This is a genomic window from Phreatobacter sp. (assembly GCF_016793595.1).
In the GTDB taxonomy this organism is placed as follows: domain Bacteria; phylum Pseudomonadota; class Alphaproteobacteria; order Rhizobiales; family Phreatobacteraceae; genus Phreatobacter.
This window is the reverse complement of the sequence record NZ_JAEULY010000009.1, coordinates 1-15,568: the sequence shown is the minus strand read 5'-3', so window position 1 is coordinate 15,568 and position 15,568 is coordinate 1. Positions and strand designations below refer to the sequence as shown.

The 15,568-nt window shown below is 67.7% G+C and carries 15 protein-coding genes and 1 tRNA gene; 7 read left to right on the top strand and 9 right to left on the bottom strand.

The genetic code is table 11. The features are described from left to right. Positions 1-5 precede the first annotated feature (5 nt). The 7 genes from JNK84_RS11035 to JNK84_RS11005 form a co-directional block, all read right to left on the bottom strand. Positions 6-800 carry a TatD family hydrolase gene (locus JNK84_RS11035; RefSeq protein WP_293423999.1) on the bottom strand — a complete coding sequence of 265 codons (795 nt, stop codon included), beginning with the start codon at positions 798-800 and terminating at the stop codon, positions 6-8. Continuing rightward, positions 800-2,344, bottom strand: a complete 1,545-nt coding sequence (metG, locus tag JNK84_RS11030; protein ID WP_293423997.1) for a methionine--tRNA ligase — start codon at positions 2,342-2,344, stop codon at positions 800-802. The genes JNK84_RS11035 and metG overlap by 1 nt, the downstream gene beginning before the upstream one ends. A gap of 24 nt (positions 2,345-2,368) precedes the next feature. After that, positions 2,369-3,418 (bottom strand): DNA polymerase III subunit delta', encoded by a 1,050-nt coding sequence (locus JNK84_RS11025; RefSeq protein ID WP_293423995.1) that lies wholly within the window; start codon positions 3,416-3,418, stop codon positions 2,369-2,371. Continuing rightward, complete coding sequence (tmk, locus tag JNK84_RS11020) at positions 3,415-4,119, bottom strand: dTMP kinase (RefSeq protein WP_441343229.1); 705 nt, start codon at positions 4,117-4,119, stop codon at positions 3,415-3,417. Before tmk ends, JNK84_RS11025 begins: the two co-directional genes overlap by 4 nt. Then, positions 4,077-5,264: a D-alanyl-D-alanine carboxypeptidase family protein gene (locus JNK84_RS11015; RefSeq protein WP_293423991.1), complete on the bottom strand. Its 1,188-nt coding sequence runs from the start codon at positions 5,262-5,264 to the stop codon at positions 4,077-4,079. The genes tmk and JNK84_RS11015 overlap by 43 nt, the downstream gene beginning before the upstream one ends. 67 nt (positions 5,265-5,331) lie before the next feature. Then, positions 5,332-6,408 (bottom strand): septal ring lytic transglycosylase RlpA family protein, encoded by a 1,077-nt coding sequence (locus tag JNK84_RS11010; RefSeq protein ID WP_293423989.1) that lies wholly within the window; start codon positions 6,406-6,408, stop codon positions 5,332-5,334. A gap of 314 nt (positions 6,409-6,722) precedes the next feature. Further along, complete coding sequence (locus tag JNK84_RS11005; protein WP_293423987.1) at positions 6,723-7,406, bottom strand: TetR/AcrR family transcriptional regulator; 684 nt, start codon at positions 7,404-7,406, stop codon at positions 6,723-6,725. A gap of 190 nt (positions 7,407-7,596) precedes the next feature. Here JNK84_RS11005 and JNK84_RS11000 point away from each other — a divergent pair, with 190 nt between their 5' ends. Continuing rightward, the gene (locus tag JNK84_RS11000; protein ID WP_293423985.1) at positions 7,597-8,370 is read left to right on the top strand and encodes a cyclase family protein; all 774 of its coding nucleotides are present in this window, start codon (positions 7,597-7,599) and stop codon (positions 8,368-8,370) included. A gap of 59 nt (positions 8,371-8,429) precedes the next feature. Here the strand turns inward: JNK84_RS11000 and JNK84_RS10995 are convergent, their stop codons facing one another. Continuing rightward, entirely contained in the window at positions 8,430-9,419 is a 990-nt protein-coding gene (locus tag JNK84_RS10995) for a fumarylacetoacetate hydrolase family protein (RefSeq protein WP_293423983.1), read from the bottom strand. A gap of 81 nt (positions 9,420-9,500) precedes the next feature. Here JNK84_RS10995 and JNK84_RS10990 point away from each other — a divergent pair, with 81 nt between their 5' ends. From JNK84_RS10990 to JNK84_RS10965, 6 genes are all read left to right on the top strand, one after another. After that, positions 9,501-10,433 (top strand): ABC transporter substrate-binding protein, encoded by a 933-nt coding sequence (locus tag JNK84_RS10990; protein WP_293423981.1) that lies wholly within the window; start codon positions 9,501-9,503, stop codon positions 10,431-10,433. A 10-nt stretch (positions 10,434-10,443) separates the two neighbouring features. Further along, positions 10,444-11,142 (top strand): GntR family transcriptional regulator, encoded by a 699-nt coding sequence (locus JNK84_RS10985; protein WP_293423979.1) that lies wholly within the window; start codon positions 10,444-10,446, stop codon positions 11,140-11,142. Further along, positions 11,139-11,936 (top strand): ABC transporter ATP-binding protein, encoded by a 798-nt coding sequence (locus JNK84_RS10980; RefSeq protein WP_293423977.1) that lies wholly within the window; start codon positions 11,139-11,141, stop codon positions 11,934-11,936. The genes JNK84_RS10985 and JNK84_RS10980 overlap by 4 nt, the downstream gene beginning before the upstream one ends. Continuing rightward, a complete protein-coding gene (locus tag JNK84_RS10975; RefSeq protein ID WP_367272342.1) occupies positions 11,936-12,700 on the top strand; it encodes an ABC transporter permease in 765 nt (254 codons plus the stop codon). The genes JNK84_RS10980 and JNK84_RS10975 overlap by 1 nt, the downstream gene beginning before the upstream one ends. Beyond that, entirely contained in the window at positions 12,697-13,464 is a 768-nt protein-coding gene (locus tag JNK84_RS10970) for an ABC transporter permease (protein WP_293423973.1), read from the top strand. Before JNK84_RS10975 ends, JNK84_RS10970 begins: the two co-directional genes overlap by 4 nt. 126 nt (positions 13,465-13,590) lie before the next feature. Beyond that, positions 13,591-15,213 carry an ABC-F family ATP-binding cassette domain-containing protein gene (locus tag JNK84_RS10965; RefSeq protein ID WP_293423971.1) on the top strand — a complete coding sequence of 541 codons (1,623 nt, stop codon included), beginning with the start codon at positions 13,591-13,593 and terminating at the stop codon, positions 15,211-15,213. Between the two features lie 190 nt (positions 15,214-15,403). Here JNK84_RS10965 and JNK84_RS10960 read toward each other — a convergent pair. Next, positions 15,404-15,493, bottom strand: a tRNA-Ser gene (locus tag JNK84_RS10960). Positions 15,494-15,568 lie beyond the last annotated feature (75 nt).

The following is a 15,568-nucleotide window of genomic DNA, read 5'->3' as shown; positions in this document are numbered from 1 at the left end:
GTGGCTCAGCCGGCAAGGCGCTGACCGGGGTCAGCTTTGGAGAACAGCCGATAGAAATTCGCGGTCGTCTGCGCGGCCAGCGTCTCGGGCGTCATGCCGCGCGCCTCCGCGACAGCCCTGCCGGTCTCGACCACATAGGACGGCTCGTTGGTCTTGCCGCGAAACTTGCCCGGCGCGAGATAGGGCGCATCCGTCTCGACCAGGATGCGGTCGGCCGGCAGCCAGGCCGCAATGTCGCGCAGGTTCTGGGCGCTGCGATAGGTGGCGATCCCCGAGAACGACACGTAAAGCCCGAGATCGACCCCGGCGCGCGCCAGCACCTCCGACCCGGTGAAGCAGTGCAGAACCGCCGTGAACGCGCCCTTCCCCATCTCTTCGGTCAGGATTTCGACCACCCGCTCGTCGGCCTCGCGCGCATGAATGACCAGCGGCAGGCCGCTCGTGCGCGCAGCCGCGATATGCGTGCGGAAGCCCTGTTCCTGCGCCTCTCGCGGCGAGTTGTCATAGTGATAGTCGAGGCCGGCCTCGCCGATGGCGATGACCTTGGGATGATCCGCCAGCACCACGAGCTGTTCGGCTGTGACATCCAGCTCCTCATGGGCGTTATGCGGGTGCGTGCCGACCGAGCACCAGATGCCGTCATGCGCCTCGGCGATCTCGCGGATGGCGTCGAAGCGCTTCACGCGCGTCGAGATCGTCACCATGGACTGGAGGCCAGCCCCGACCGCACGGGCGATCAGCCCGGCGCGGTCGGCGGCAAGCTCCGGAAAGTCCAGATGGCAGTGGCTGTCGACCCACATCAGGCCGAGGCCTCCGGCTCGACATAGCGCGGGAAAACGCCCTGCGGCGACGGCAGCACGGTACCCGGCGCGAGCCGGCTGCCGAGCGCGGCGAAGTCGCGGGCATCCTCCGGCACGGCCAGCAGGTCGAGCAGCTTCGGCGCGCCGACCGGAATGGCCGGCTCGGCGAGGATCGCCGCCTGCCGGATCACCTCGGCGGTCACGTAGAGCACCGTACCCATGCGCGCGAGATCAGTCTTGCGCAAAGCCCAGGGCGCCTGCGCGGCGAAATAGCGGTTCGCCTCGCCGACGACCGCCCAGACCGCTTCCAGCCAGCGGTGGATCTGCTGCTTGCCCATGGCCTCGCGCGAGGCTTCCAGCATGCCGGCGGCGGCGGCAAGGATCGCCTCGTCCTCGGCGGTGAGCGCGCCGGGGGTTGGCAGCACGCCGTCGCAGTTCTTGGCGATCATCGACAGCGAGCGCTGGGCGAGATTGCCGAGATCGTTGGCGAGGTCCGCATTGGTCCGCGCGACGATGGCCTCGTGCGAATAGGAGCCGTCATTGCCGAAGGCGACCTCGCGCAGCAGGAAATAGCGCATGGCGTCGACGCCGTAGGCTTCCGCCATGGCGAAGGGGTCGACGACATTGCCAAGCGACTTCGACATCTTCTCGCCGCGGTTGAACAGGAAGCCGTGGCCATAGACGCGTTTCGGCAGCGCGATGCCGGCCGACATCAGGAAGGCCGGCCAGTAGACCGCGTGGAAGCGGACGATGTCCTTGCCGATGACGTGCAGATCCGCCGGCCAGAACGGCCATTTCGGATCGCTCTCGTCCGGAAAGCCCGCCGCCGTGAGATAATTGGTCAGCGCGTCGACCCAGACATACATGACATGACCGTCCGCGCCCGGCACCGGCACGCCCCAGTCGAAGGTCGTGCGCGACACCGAGAGATCGGCAAGGCCGCTCTTCACGAAGCTGATCACCTCGTTGAAACGCGTATCGGGCCCGACGAAGTCGGGGTGAGCCTCGTAGTGCGCCAGCAGCCTGTCCTGATACTTGGACAGGCGGAAGAAGTAGGTCTCCTCCTTGGTCCACTCGACCGGGGTGCCCTGCCCGCCGACGCGCACGCCGTCGGCGCCGACGGAGGTTTCCTCCTCGCCGTAGAAGGCCTCGTCGCGCACCGAGTACCAGCCCTCGTAGGCACCGAGATAAATGTCGCCGGCCGCGACCATCCGGTCCCAGATGGCCTGGCTCGCGCGATAGTGGCGCGGCTCGGTCGTACGGATGAAATCGTCGTTGGAGATGGCCAGCGCCTGCGCCATGGCGCGGAACCGGTCGGAGTTACGGTCGGCCAGCGCGCGCGCGGACAGCCCCTCACGCTCGGCGGTCTGCACCATCTTCAGACCGTGCTCGTCCGTGCCGGTCAGGAAGAAGACGTCGCGCCCGTCGGCCCGCATGAATCGCGCGATGGCATCCGTCGCGATGACCTCGTAGGCGTGGCCGATATGCGGTGCGCCGTTCGGATAGGAAATGGCGGTCGTGACGTAGAAGCGGGGCTTCGCCATGGTGGACTGCTGGGCTTTGTCGGTTCAGGTGCGTCGCCGGCCGGCCTCGGCGAGCCAGCCGAAAACCTGAAAGACGAAGGGCTTGCGTTCGAGATTGAACGTGCGCACCTGCGCCGCCGCGACCTCGACCTTGTCCCATACCTCCGCATAGGGCGCAAGGCGGCGGGCGCCCTCGCCGGCCCCCAGAGCGACGCGCCGGTGCAGGTGGTCGCGCACGGTACGCAGGAAGACCTCGAAATCGTCGTCGTCACGACGCTGCAACCGGTCGCCGATCGCATGGGTCCTGAGGGGATCGATGGCCGGAGCCGCATCGATCGCGCCCTCGATCTCGGCCGCGAATTCCTCCAGTCCGCCAAGCGCGGCTTCGAGCGCCCGCCGCAGACTTCCATCCGCCCGCGCGGCGATGCGCCTCGCCTCATCGTCGGGCAGGCGGATGTCCTCGAAGGTGCCGAGCCCGGCCACGATGTCGCTCTCGGCGAGCGCCGGCAGGGTCAGCATCCGGCAGCGCGAGCGGATGGTCGGCAGCAGCCGGCCGGGCATATGCGACACGATCAGGAACAGCGAGCGCTCCGGCGGCTCCTCTAGCAGCTTGAGCAGGGCATTGGCGCCGTGGCGGTTCAGTTCGTCGGCGCTGTCGACGAGGCAGATGCGCCAGCCTCCGTCGCCCGCGGTCGATCCGAAGAACCTGACGATGTCGCGCACGAGCTTGACCGGGATGTCCTGCGGCACCTTGTCCTTGCCGGCCTCGGCGATGCGCCGCAGTGCGAGCAGGTCGGGATGGGCGCCGGCAACCATCCGCCTGAACACCGGATGGTCCGGCGGCAGGAACAGATCGGTCGTGCCGGGCGACACCGCGGCGGGGCGCGGATTGGCCAGCACGAAACGCGCGAAACGGTAGGCCAGCGTCGCCTTGCCGATCCCCCCCGGGCCGCCGATCAGCCAGGCATGGGGCATGCGCGGGCCCCGATAGGCATCGAGCAATTGCTGTTCGGCGGCTTGCTGGCCGATGAGGATCTCGCGCTCGCGCGGATGCGGCGCGCCTTCCAGCCGGTCTGCGGCATTTTCCTCGATCATGAGGTCACCAGCCGTGCAGCGAAGCCGAAATGCCCGGCGACGACGGCCCGGATCTCATCGGCGACGATGTCGGCGTCCTGCGACGCGTCGATCAGCTTGCAGCGGTCGGGTTCGGCCCGCACCAGCGCGCGAAAGCCCTGCCGCAACTTGTTGTGGAAGGCGATGTCCTCCTTCTCGAACCGGTCGGTCGCCCCTCCCCGGCTTGCGACCCGCGCGAGCCCGACCTTGGCCGGCAGGTCGAGCACCAGCGTCAGGTCCGGCCGGTCGTCGCCGACGGTGACACGCTCGACGGCGAGTACGAAGTCGTTCGGCACCCGTCCCGCATGGCCCTGATAGACGCGGGTCGAGTCGGCGAAGCGGTCGCAGATGACCCAGGCGCCGCGCGCAAGCGCCGGCAGGATGGTGACGTTCAGGTGGTCGCGCCGCGCGGCGGCGAACAGCAGCGTCTCGGTCTCGGGGCCGAAGGCTTCCGCGCCACCGCCAAGCAGCACGTGGCGGAGTATCTCCGCGCCGGGTGAACCGCCCGGTTCGCGCGTGAGCACGACGTCGATCCCGCGCGACTTCAGGTAATCCGCGAGACGGCGGGCCTGTGTCGACTTGCCGGCCCCCTCCCCGCCTTCCAGCGTGATGAACCGGCCGCGCTGCGGCTTCACCTCGTTCACGGCCGGGCGATCCCTGAGCGCAGCCAGCCCGTAGTCCATTCCCACGCGCCCTGCATCGCCCGTTGTGTCAGCGTTCCACTGGCGACGTCAGCGGCCGCATAGACCGGCACTTCCAGCGCGACCTGCGAACCGCGCAGCACGCGCAGGCGGCCGATCTCCGCGCCCTTCGCGACAGGCGCGCGGATCGGGCCGCGATAGACGATTTGCGCCGAGACGCGGTCGGACTGACCGCGCGGCAGCAGCAGCCGGACGAGCTTGCCGGCGTTGACCGGCACCGAGCCCTCCGCCCCGCCGAACACCTGGACGCTGCCGAGGGCCTCGTCGGCGGCGAACAGTTCGCGCAGTTCAAAGGAACGGAAGCCCCAGTCCAGCAGCTTGCGCGCCTCGTTGGAGCGCTCCTGCAGCGACCGCGCGCCGAGCACCACGACGACCAGCCGCTGGCTGTTCTGCACGGCCGAACCGGCGAGGCCGAATCCCGCCTCCTCGATATAGCCCGTCGTCAGCCCGTCGGCGCCCGAATAGGTGCCGAGCAGCGGATTGCGGTTCTGCTGGCGGATGCCGCCCCAGGTGAACTCGCGTTCGCCATAGGTCGCATACTGCTCCGGAAAGGAGCGGATGATGTGATCGGTCAGCCGCGCGATCTCGCGGGCCGTCATCTTCTGTTCGGGGTGCGGCAGTCCGGTGGCGTTGCGGAACACCGAGCGCGACAGGCCGAGCGCCCGGGCCCGGTCGTTCATGCGCGGCACGAAATTGGCCTCGGTGCCGGCAACGGCCTCGGCTAGCGCGATGGCGGCGTCGTTGCCGGACTGGATCATGATTCCGCGCAGGAGGTCCTGCACCTTCACGCGCGAATTGACCGCGGCATACATGGAGGTCGAGCGCGAGGGCGCGCCTCCGCGCCGCCAGGCATCCTCGCTGATGACGATCTCCTGCTCGGGCGTCAGCCGGCCCTGCCGCATTTCCTCGAATATCACTGCGAGGGTCATCAGCTTGGCGAGGCTGGCCGGCTGTTGCAGGTCGTCCGCGGCCTTCTCGAACAGCACCGATTCCGTGCCGACGTCGAACAGGATGGCGCTGCGCACGGTCGTCTGGAAATTCTCCTGCGCACCGGCACCCGACGCCGCCGCGGCAAGCAGCAGGCCGATCAGGCCGGTCCGGATGCGATGGGCGACGGAAGGGATCATGACTCGCAGCACCTCGACCCCATGGATGGGGCGTGGGCCGGGCGAAATCAAGCGCGACGCGGCAAGGTCAGTAGAGCGAGCCGAAACCGAGCGACGCGCGGACGGGGCCGCTCGCCGGCATGGCCGCGATGGCGGGCGCAGGCGCCGGGGCCGGCGCATAGGCCGACGCGGTCGGCATGGCCACCGGGCGCGAGGACACGGCCGCGAGGACCGGCTGCGGGCTCGCCTGAGTGGCGGGCGCGGCGACGACGGTGACGCTCTGGCTGGCCGCCTGCGGAACGTCGCGCGAGGCACGGGCAACGACCGTGGTCTGCGGCAGAACGTCGATCCCGGTCGGCCGGCTCTGCGGCATGGGCGCGCTCGCCATGGTGATGGCCTGGGAGGCCGCCTGGGGTTGCGGCGCCGGCGCCGAGGTGGCGCTCGCCAGCTGGAACAGGCCGCGCGGCGCTTCCTGGGCCGGCGCCTCGGCCTGCTGGACGGGTGCCGGAGCCGGAACGTTCGCCGCCTGCGGCGCGGCAGCCTGCGGCGCCGCCGGGCTTGCGGATGCGATCATCGTGTTGCCGGCGCCCATAGACGGACGCGGAGCGGCCGAACCGTCCGTGCGCAGCGTCGCCAGCAGCATGCGGTCGTCGGACCCCTCCAGCGGCGCGCGGCCGACATATTCGACGCGCACGCGGGCAAGGCCCCGGCCGCGGAAATCGAGCATGTTGGAGGCACGCTGCGACAGGTCGATCACGCGGTTGCCGTGGAACGGCCCGCGATCGTTGACGCGCACGATCAGGGAATGGCCGTTGGTGAGATTGGTGACGCGCGCATAGCTCGGCATCGGCATGGTGCGATGGGCGGCCGACAGCGTGTGCATGTCGTAGACTTCGCCATTGGCGGTCAGGCGGCCGTGGAACTGGCGGCCGTACCAGGAGGCGATTCCGGTCTCGGTATGCCCTTCCCGCTTCTCGTAGGGCGTATAGCGGCGGCCGGCGACGGTATAGGAGCGCCCGACGCGATAGACGCCGCCGCCGCGCGGCACGGGCCTGCCTTCTTCGACAACGCGCGGCGAGGAGGAGACGCCGTAGCGGGCATTGTAGCGATCGACGGAAGGCGAACCCTGCGCAACACGGTCCTGAGAGGCGCAGCCGGCGAGCAAGACACCGATGCCGCACAGCGCGGTGCAGGTGGCGAGACGCCGCCAATGGATGGAAGTGGCTGCGCTTGTGCGCGCAGGCGATCCGCCGCTCGTCGCCGCTGAAGTCAAGCCGCTCGCTCCAAGTCCCGCATGCCAGCGCGGGCTCTCGGCGGCCCGCTTCGTGCCGGTTGTCATAGCCGACGTTAACGAAGCGTTCCAGTGTCGGTGCAAATGAGACGAAAGCGTGGCGGACGCCAACACCAAGACCCGCATGGTTGAGCGGACTTTAAGATCGCCCGCCCGTCCCGCTCCCGGGAAACCCGGCCGCCGCGCGGTCAGCGCCGCCTGCCCCGGTCGGCGTTCGGCGCATCGCCCCAAATTCCGCTGCGCAGGAAATCCAGCAGCGCGACGCGCAGCTCGTCGGTGCGCGACGTATCGGCCTTGCCGCCGGACAGGCGGGCGATTCTGTTGTTCTTCGTCGTATCGGTCAGCGTCAGCACCACCGCGCTGACCGTGAACAGGTAGCGCCAGGAGATGTCCCTGACCTCGAGATGAGGACAGGCCAGCGCGAGCGCCGCGATGAAGCGCTTGGCCATGGGGTCGAAATGCTTGCTTATGACCTTGCGTGTCAGCGCCGAGGGCTCAAGCCGGTGCTGGACGATGAAGCGCGCGAGGAGAACGCCCTCCTGTTCGTTGCCTGTCTCCAGATAGGGCGCGACGAAGATGGACAGGACCCGGTCGAGCGCTGGACGGCGGGTGCCGAGCGCCTCCAGATAGGCGTCGAGATCGGCGACGCGCTTGCCGTTGACCCGGCGGGAGAGGGTTTCGAAGACGGCCTCGGCGAGGCCCTCCTTCGAGCCGAAATGATAGCTGACCGCGGCGAGGTTGACCCCGGCTCTCGCGGTGAGCTCGCGCAGGGACACCTTGCCGATCCCCTTCTCCGCATAGAGCCCGGCCGCGGCCTGCAGCATCCGCGAGGCCGCATCGGTGTCGTTGGCAGGTGTTTGCTTGGCGGGCATGTCCGTCCGGATGTGATGGCCTGCCGCAATCTGTCACCACGAAGCCCGTCAGCACAATCTCGGACCGGCCGGCTGCCCGCTCGACGGCCAACAGATGTTTCAAACACGCGTTTGACTTTGAGCGAACGCCCTCCGACTCTTCACCACCGGAGCCTGCATGAAGCTCCACGGCATTCGGAGGAAACAAGCGTTGAGCCGCAAACTGATCGACATCTCGATTCCCCTGCAGAACGACGTGCCGGCCGATCCGCCGGGCGGCCATCCCACGATCGAGTACACCGACCATCAGGCCGGAATGGCGCGGATGCTCTCGAACTTCCCCGGCATGAAGCCGGAGGACCTGCCGGATGGTCAGGCATGGGCGGTCGAGCGCGTGACGCTGTCCACCCATAACGGCACCCATCTCGATGCGCCCTGGCACTATCACCCGACCATGAATCGCGGCGAGCGGTCCTGGACCATCGACGAGGTGCCGCTCGAATGGTGCTTCCAGCCGGCGGTGAAGCTCGATTTCCGTCACCTGCCCGACGGCCATGTCGTCAGCGCGGCCGAGGTGGAGGCCGAGCTGAAGCGGATCGGCCACGAGCTGAAACCACTCAACATCGTCGTGGTGAACACCAGCGCCGGCAAGAAGTTCGGCCGGGCCGACTACGTCGCCTCGGGCTGCGGCATGGGCTACGAGGCCACCATGTACCTGCTCGAACGCGGCGTCAGGGTCACCGGCACGGATGGCTGGAGCTGGGACGCGCCCTTCGTCCACACGGCGCGGAAATATGCCGAGACCGGCGATGCCAGCCTCATCTGGGAAGGCCACAAGGCCGGCCGCCACATCGGCTATTCCCATATCGAAAAGCTGCACAACCTGGAGCAGCTGCCCTCGACCGGCTTCATGGTCGTCTGCTTCCCCGTGAAGATCGAGCGGGCTTCGGCCGGCTGGACCCGTGCCGTCGCGATCATCGAATGAACGGTTGCAGCCACGGGAACGGCGGCGGAACCTCCGCCGCCGTTCACGTCAACGACCGGTCAGGCCTTCTGGACCCGGACCGAGTTGGCGAGCACGCCGATCTTCTCGATCTCAAGCTCGATCCGGTCGCCGTCGCTCAGCAGGCGTCCGTTCTCCAGCCCGCAGCCATTGCCGACCGTGCCGGAGCCGATGAACTCGCCGGGCATGATCGTCTCGTCCTGCGACATGTGGGCGATGATCTGCTCGAACGAGAACAGCATGCCCTTGCTGACATTGTCGCAGACCGTCTCGCCGTTGATCCGCGCCTGCATGCGCAGGGAATAGGGATCGCCGATCTCGTCATAGGTGACGATCCACGGCCCCAGGACATTGCTGTTGTTGAAGCTCTTGCCCTTGGCCGGCCCGAGCCGCCCGGCCATCTCGATGCGCTGCGCGTCGCGCGCCGAGAAGTCGTTGAAGATCGTGAAGCCGAAAATGTGGTCCTTCGCCTTGGCCGCGGAGATATCGGCGCCCCTGCCCTTGGTGATGCAGCCAAGCTCCAGCTCGTAGTCCATCACCTTCGAGTATTTCGGCCAGTTCACCGTCGAGCCCGGCGCGCCCACCGTGAAGCGGTTGGTGATGTAATAGATCGGCACCTGCCGATAGACCTCCGGCAGTTCTCCCAGAGGCTCGGCTTCGAGCCGCTTCAGTTCCGCCATGTCGCCCCGCGCGCGGGCGGCCATCTTGGCGCTGCCCTTCGGGCTCTGGAGGATGTGCTGCGGGAAGGACATGCCGTCGCGCATCTGGCGAGGAAGAGGCAGCGGGGCGAGCAGGGTGACGTCGCCCGCACGATAGCGCAGGTCCGCCTCGCCGCCTCGCGCATCGATCAGGCCTCGCGCCGCGTCCAGCGCGCGATCGCCGCCATCGATCAGGTCGAGCATCGACCCGAAGGACTCGGCGCCCTGCCCGCTGCGCCGCGCCGCTGCGGCAATGTCGAAAAATTCAGCGCCATCGCCAAGCACGACGGCGAGCTTCTCTGCATTCTGGTGGACGATGGTCGCCAGTTTCACGGCTTGCCTCCCTCAGGAAAATATATAAGGATGAAATATCGATAAAACACTGAAGTCAACAACCGTACTCGGGAGGTCAACATGAAGAAGTTCGCACTCTTTCTCGCGGCATCCGCCGCACTGCTGATGGCGCCGGGCGCCGCCAGCGCCCAGCACCGCATCAAGATCGGCTGCACCGCGACGAGCGACTGCTCCTCGGCGATGATCGCGGTCGACCAGGGTATTTTCCGCCGCCACGGCATCGAGGCGGAGATGGTGCTGATCGGCATCAATTCGAACATTCCGGCGGCGCTGCTGTCGAACTCAATCCAGATCGGCGGCCCGACCTCGAGCGTCTTCCTGCAGGCGGCCGATGGCGGCCTGCCCATCGTGGCAGTGGCCGGCGCCTCGGTCATGTCGCCGGTGACCAATCCGGTCGTCGCCGCCTTCGTTCGCAACGGTCTGACGCTGTCCAAGCCCGCCGATTTCGTCGGCCGCAAGGTCGGCGCGCCGGGCTTCGGCGCCTATCTGCACGTGCTCTTCGTCAAGTGGCTGATGGAAGGCGGCGTCGATCCCGCCCGCGTCAACTTCGTCGAGGTCAGTTTCCCGACCATGGCGGATGTCGTTCGCTCGCAGGCGGTGGACGTGGTGCTGGCGGGCGAGCCGACGGTGGCGCGCATGGTGCAGGCCGGCGTCGGCACGGTTGGCGCCCGCTACGTCGCCGAACTCAACCGCACCGATCCGATCATCTTCTATGCGGCGGCCCGCGCCTGGGCGACGCAAAATCCCCAGGCCGTCGCGGCCTTCCGGGCCGCGATCCGCGAGGCGGCCGAGATCGCCAATACCGATGACGCGAAGGCCACCCAGTCGATCGCCAATTTCACCAAGCAGCAGATCGAGCTGGTCCGCTCCGTCCCGCGCAGCCGGCAGCAGCCGGCGCTCGTCGCCAACGACCTGCGCTGGTGGATCGAGGTCATGAAGCAGCAGAAGCTGCTCCAGGGCACGCCGAACCCCGAGCCCCTCATCCTTCCCTGAGAGGCTGCCGATGGCGCGTCCGCTCGCCGCCGACCTCAATCCCGCGCCGGTTCAGGACACGCTGACCGACCGGGCCATCGCGATGATCCAGCGGGACATTCTCGCTGGATCGCTGCAACCGGGGTCGCGGCTCGGCGTCGTCGGCCTCGTCCAGCGCTACGGCATCGGGGCGACGCCCGTCCGGGAAGCGCTGTCGCGGCTGGCCTCGCGCGATCTGATCATCGCCATCGGCCAGCGCGGCTTCCGCGTCGCGCCGCTGGAGCGGAGCGATCTTGCCGACATCACCAACACCCGCTGCGTCCTTGAAACCGAGGCGCTGCGGCTGTCCATCGAGAATGGCGCGGATGCCTGGGAGGCTGCGGTCCTCGCAAGCTTCCACCGGCTGAAGCGCTACGTGGCGCGCCACGGCTCGGCCTTCGGCGAAGGCACCGAGGAGTTCGACGAGCTCCACAAGACCTTTCATTCCGAGTTGATCGGCGCTGCCGGCTCGGCGCGGTTGAAGCAGGCAATCTCCGATCTCTACGACCAGGCCTATCGCTACCGGCGGATCATGATGAAGCAGCTCTCCGACCCCGACCGCTTCATCGCGTCCCACCAGCGGCTCGCCGACCGCGTGCTCGAACGCGGCTTCGAAGCGGCCCGCGCCGAACTGGTCGCCCACATCCATTCGACGCTCAAATACGTCTATCCCGAGACGGGAAACCAATGACCGACAGCGCAATGAACTCGGCCGGCCGGCAGTCGCTCTACGAATTTCGCGACGTCGGCCTCACCCTCGGCGGCAAGCCGATCCTCGACGGTATCGAGATCACCGTCCGCAAGGGCGAGATCCTGTGCATCGTCGGCGCCTCCGGCAGCGGCAAGACCACGCTGCTCCGCCTTGCCGGCGGGCTCTACCGGCCCTCGGAGGGTTCCGTGCTGTTCGATGGCGCGCCGATGACCATGCCGCGCCAGGACGTCGCCATCATCTTTCAGGACTACGGCCGCGCGCTGCTGCCCTGGCGCACCGCGACCGGCAATGTGGCGCTCGCTCTGGAGGCCGCCAAAGTGCCGGCCGCCGAGCGCAAGGGCCGGATCGAGGCCTGCCTCGCCAAGGTCGGGCTCTCCGATCACGCCGACAAATATCCAACCGAGATGTCCGGCGGCATGCAGCAGCGCCTGCAGATCGCACGTTGTCTTGCACAGGAGCCCAAGGCGCTGCTGATGGACGAGCCCTTCGGCGCACTGGACGCCATGACACGCCAGTCGCTGCAGGACGAGACATTGGCCCTGCATGCCGATTCCGGCGCCACCATCATCTTCGTCACCCATGACCTCGAGGAAGCGATCTATCTCGGCGACCGGGTCATCGGCCTTCTGCCGCATCCCGGCCGTGTCGGCATCGAGATCGACGTCGACCTGCCGCGGCCGCGCAGCCAGCTCGCCACCCGCGAGGAGCCCGAATTCCTCAGGCTGCGGCGCGAGCTGTTCGACTTCATCGAGAAGTCGGAGGGCCACCGGTGATGTCCTCGGATCGGCTGAAAGGGCTCATCCTACCGGCTCTGGCAGTGCTGGGCTTCGAGATCTGGCTCAGGGCCTTTCCGATCGCGAGCGATGCGCTGGCGCCTCCGTCAGCGGCCGTCATGGCTCTCGTCCAGGGGCTTGCCGACGGTTCGGTGCTGCTGGCGACCCGCGACACCCTGCTCGGCGCGATCATCGGCCTCGGCATCGGATCGTCGATCGGACTGCTGCTCGGCGTGCTGACGGGCCTCCTGCCGCCGCTCGACCGGCTGCTGGAAGTGTCGATCGAATCGATCCGGCCGATCCCGTCGGTCGCGCTGCTGCCCATCGGCCTGATGGTCTTCGGCTTCGGCTATGCGCTGGAATTCTCGATCGTCGCCAAGACCTGTCTCTTCGCGACGCTGATCCTGACGCGGTCGGCTGTCAGGGGAGTCGAGCCGCGCCTCATGGAGGTTGCCCGCGCGCTGCGCCTGTCGCCGCTCGCGCGCGTCACCAAGATCGTGCTGCCGGCGGCGCTGCCGCAGATCTTCGTCGCCTTCCGGCTTGCGGCGGGCGCTGCCCTGATCGTCGCCGTGACGGTCGAGATCACGATCAACCCGCAAGGGCTCGGCCATGCCATGATGACGGCGCAGCAGGCGCTGCGGCCGGACGTGATGCTCGGCTACCTTCTCTGGATCGGCATTGTCGGCTTCGCCTGGAACGCCGCCTTGCTCCTCGCGCAGCGCCACCTGTTCGGCCGTGCCGCTGTCTCGGAGGCGATGCGATGACGCCGTTCGCGCAAATATCCTGGCGCATTGCCAGTTTCGCCTTCGCGGCCAGCCTCGTCATGGCCTGGCAGCTCGTCGCCAACGCACAGCTGATCTCGCCGATCTTCCTGCCCGGACCCGACCGGGCCTGGGCCGCGCTGGTCAACGGCTTCACCGATCGCGGGCTCGGCGGCAAGCTTCTCGGCACGCTCCGGCACATGACCTTCGGCTGGCTCGCGGCCTCCATCGCCGCCATCGTGCTCGGCTCGCTGATCGGCTCGTCGCGGCGTGCGCGCCTCTACGTTGCGCCGTCGCTGGAATTCCTGCGTCCCCTGCCCGTCTCCGCCATCATTCCGGTGGCGATCGCGCTCTACGGGCTCAGCGAGGGCATGGCGATCTTCGTCATCGCCTTCGGTACGCTCTGGCCCATGCTGCTGGCGACCATCCAGGGCTATGCCGGTGTCGAGCCGCGCCTTCTTGAAGTCGCGCGCGCCCTGAACCTGTCGCGGCTGGAAACGGTCACGAAAATTTCCCTGCCCTCCGCCATGCCCGACATTCTCGCCGGCATGCGCGTCAGCCTGACGGTGGCGCTCATCCTGTCGGTCGTCTGCGAGATCGTCGCGGGGCTCGACGGGCTCGGTCAGTGGATTCTGATCTCGGCCCGGATGTTCCGCTCGCCCGATCTCTTCGCCGGCGTCATCCTGCTGGGCGCGGTCGGCTATCTCGCGGCGGCCATCATCGCCGAGGTCGAGCGCAGGCTGCTTGTCTGGAGGAAGACGCACTAGAACGGATCACTGACCCGCGACCTGTTGGGTGCGGCGCACCATTCCGGCGCCCACCCGCCCTTTCCCCCGCTCCCGGCATGGCGTATTGCCCCCCGTGACACAGTCTCATCGGGTAGCCCGCGCGTTATGATTCGCCTCGAAAGCATCGGTAAGCAGAACGGCAAGCAGATCGTCTTCATCGAGGCCTCGGCCGCCCTCCAGCGGGGTGAGAAGATCGGTCTCGTCGGCCCCAACGGCGCCGGCAAGACCACGCTCTTCCGCATGATCACCGGCGAGGAACAGCCGGACGAGGGGCAGGTTTCCGTCGATCGCGGCATCACCATCGGCTATTTCAGCCAGGATGTCGGCGACATGGCGGGCCGCAGCGCGGTCGCCGAGGTGATGGAGGGCGCCGGCCCCGTCAGCGAGGTCGCGGCCGAGCTGAAGGCGCTGGAAGCGGCCATGGCCGATCCCGATAAGGCCGACCGGATGGACGAAATCATCGCGCGCTACGGCGAGGTGCAGGGCCGGTTCGAGGAACTCGACGGCTATGCGCTGGATGGCCGCGCGCGCGAGGTCCTGGCCGGCCTCGGCTTCTCCCACGAGATGATGGAAGGTGATGTCGGCGCTCTCTCCGGTGGCTGGAAGATGCGTGTGGCGCTTGCCCGCATCCTGCTGATGCGCCCCGACGCCATGCTGCTCGACGAGCCCTCGAACCACCTCGACATCGAGAGCCTGATCTGGCTCGAGAGCTTCCTGAAGGGCTACGAGGGCGCGCTGCTGATGACCTCGCACGATCGCGAGTTCATGAACCGCATCGTCGGCAAGATCATCGAGATCGACGGCGGTTCGCTCACCTCCTATTCCGGCGACTACGCCTTCTACGAGCAGCAGCGGGCGCTGGCCGAGAAGCAGCAGCAGGCGCAGTTCGAACGCCAGCAGGCCATGCTGGCCAAGGAGATCGCCTTCATCGAGCGGTTCAAGGCGCGCGCCTCCCACGCCGCGCAGGTGCAGAGCCGGGTGAAGAAGCTCGATAAGATCGACCGCGTCGAGCCGCCGCGCCGCCGCCAGACCGTGATGTTCGAATTCCGGCCGGCACCGCGCTCGGGCGAGGACGTCGTCAGCCTGAAGGGCGTCGGCAAGAGCTACGGTAGCCGCACCATCTATGACCAGCTGGACTTCAGCATTCGCCGCAAGGAGCGCTGGTGCGTCATGGGCGTCAACGGCGCCGGCAAGTCGACCCTCCTGAAGCTGATCACCGGGGCGACCGCCGCCGACGCTGGCAGTGTCAATGTCGGCGCCAGCGTCAAGCTCGGCTATTTCGCCCAGCACGCCATGGAGCTTCTGGACGGCGAGCAGACCGTGTTCGAATGGCTGGAGAGTTCCTTCCCGCAGGCCGGACAGGGCTCGCTGCGCGCGCTCGCCGGCTGTTTCGGCTTTTCCGGCGACGACGTCGAAAAGCGCTGCCGCGTGCTGTCGGGCGGCGAGAAGGCGCGCCTCGTCATGGCGCACATGCTCTACGACCCCCCGAACTTCCTCGTGCTGGACGAGCCGACCAACCACCTCGACATGGCCACCAAGCAGATGCTGATCGAGGCGCTGAAGGACTACGAGGGCACCATGCTGTTCGTCTCGCACGACCGGCATTTCCTCGCCGCGCTGTCGAACCGCGTGCTAGAACTGACCGAGGACGGCATTCACGCCTATGGTGGCGGCTACACCGAATATGTCGAGCGCACCGGGCAGGAGGCTCCCGGCCTCAGGAGCTGACCCACACCCTGCCCGCGCTTCGACCGCCCCATCGGAGCCGTGAGCGAAGCGAACTGGCGTGAGACAAAGGAAATGGCGGAGAATTCGAACCGAAGTTCGAAATCGGAGCCAGGAGCGCGACTGCGCGACCGGCCGAAAGGCCGCCCCATCGGAGCCGTGAGCGAAGCGAACTGGCGTGAGATCAGAGAAATGGCGGAGAGGGTGAGATTCGAACTCACGGTGGGCGTGAACCCACGGCGGTTTTCAAGACCGCTGCCTTAAACCACTCGGCCACCTCTCCGGTGCCGCCTTCCTGCCAAAGCTCGGGCCCGGAGACAAGCGGAACCAGCGGCAATGCTTGTCGCCGCGCGCCGAT

Bases quoted from the DNA above. Each gene is read 5' to 3' on its own strand.
- JNK84_RS10975 (WP_367272342.1), top strand. From the start codon at position 11,936: ATGTCCTCGGATCGGCTGAAAGGGCTCATCCTACCGGCTCTGGCAGTG.
- JNK84_RS11005 (WP_293423987.1), bottom strand. From the start codon at position 7,406: ATGCCCGCCAAGCAAACACCTGCCAACGACACCGATGCGGCCTCGCGG.
- JNK84_RS10970 (WP_293423973.1), top strand. From the start codon at position 12,697: ATGACGCCGTTCGCGCAAATATCCTGGCGCATTGCCAGTTTCGCCTTC.
- JNK84_RS10990 (WP_293423981.1), top strand. From the start codon at position 9,501: ATGAAGAAGTTCGCACTCTTTCTCGCGGCATCCGCCGCACTGCTGATG.
- JNK84_RS11015 (WP_293423991.1), bottom strand. From the start codon at position 5,264: ATGATCCCTTCCGTCGCCCATCGCATCCGGACCGGCCTGATCGGCCTG.
- JNK84_RS11035 (WP_293423999.1), bottom strand. From the start codon at position 800: ATGTGGGTCGACAGCCACTGCCATCTGGACTTTCCGGAGCTTGCCGCC.
- JNK84_RS10985 (WP_293423979.1), top strand. From the start codon at position 10,444: ATGGCGCGTCCGCTCGCCGCCGACCTCAATCCCGCGCCGGTTCAGGAC.
- JNK84_RS10980 (WP_293423977.1), top strand. From the start codon at position 11,139: ATGACCGACAGCGCAATGAACTCGGCCGGCCGGCAGTCGCTCTACGAA.
- JNK84_RS10965 (WP_293423971.1), top strand. From the start codon at position 13,591: ATGATTCGCCTCGAAAGCATCGGTAAGCAGAACGGCAAGCAGATCGTC.
- metG (WP_293423997.1), bottom strand. From the start codon at position 2,344: ATGGCGAAGCCCCGCTTCTACGTCACGACCGCCATTTCCTATCCGAAC.
- tmk (WP_441343229.1), bottom strand. From the start codon at position 4,119: ATGGACTACGGGCTGGCTGCGCTCAGGGATCGCCCGGCCGTGAACGAG.
- JNK84_RS11025 (WP_293423995.1), bottom strand. From the start codon at position 3,418: ATGATCGAGGAAAATGCCGCAGACCGGCTGGAAGGCGCGCCGCATCCG.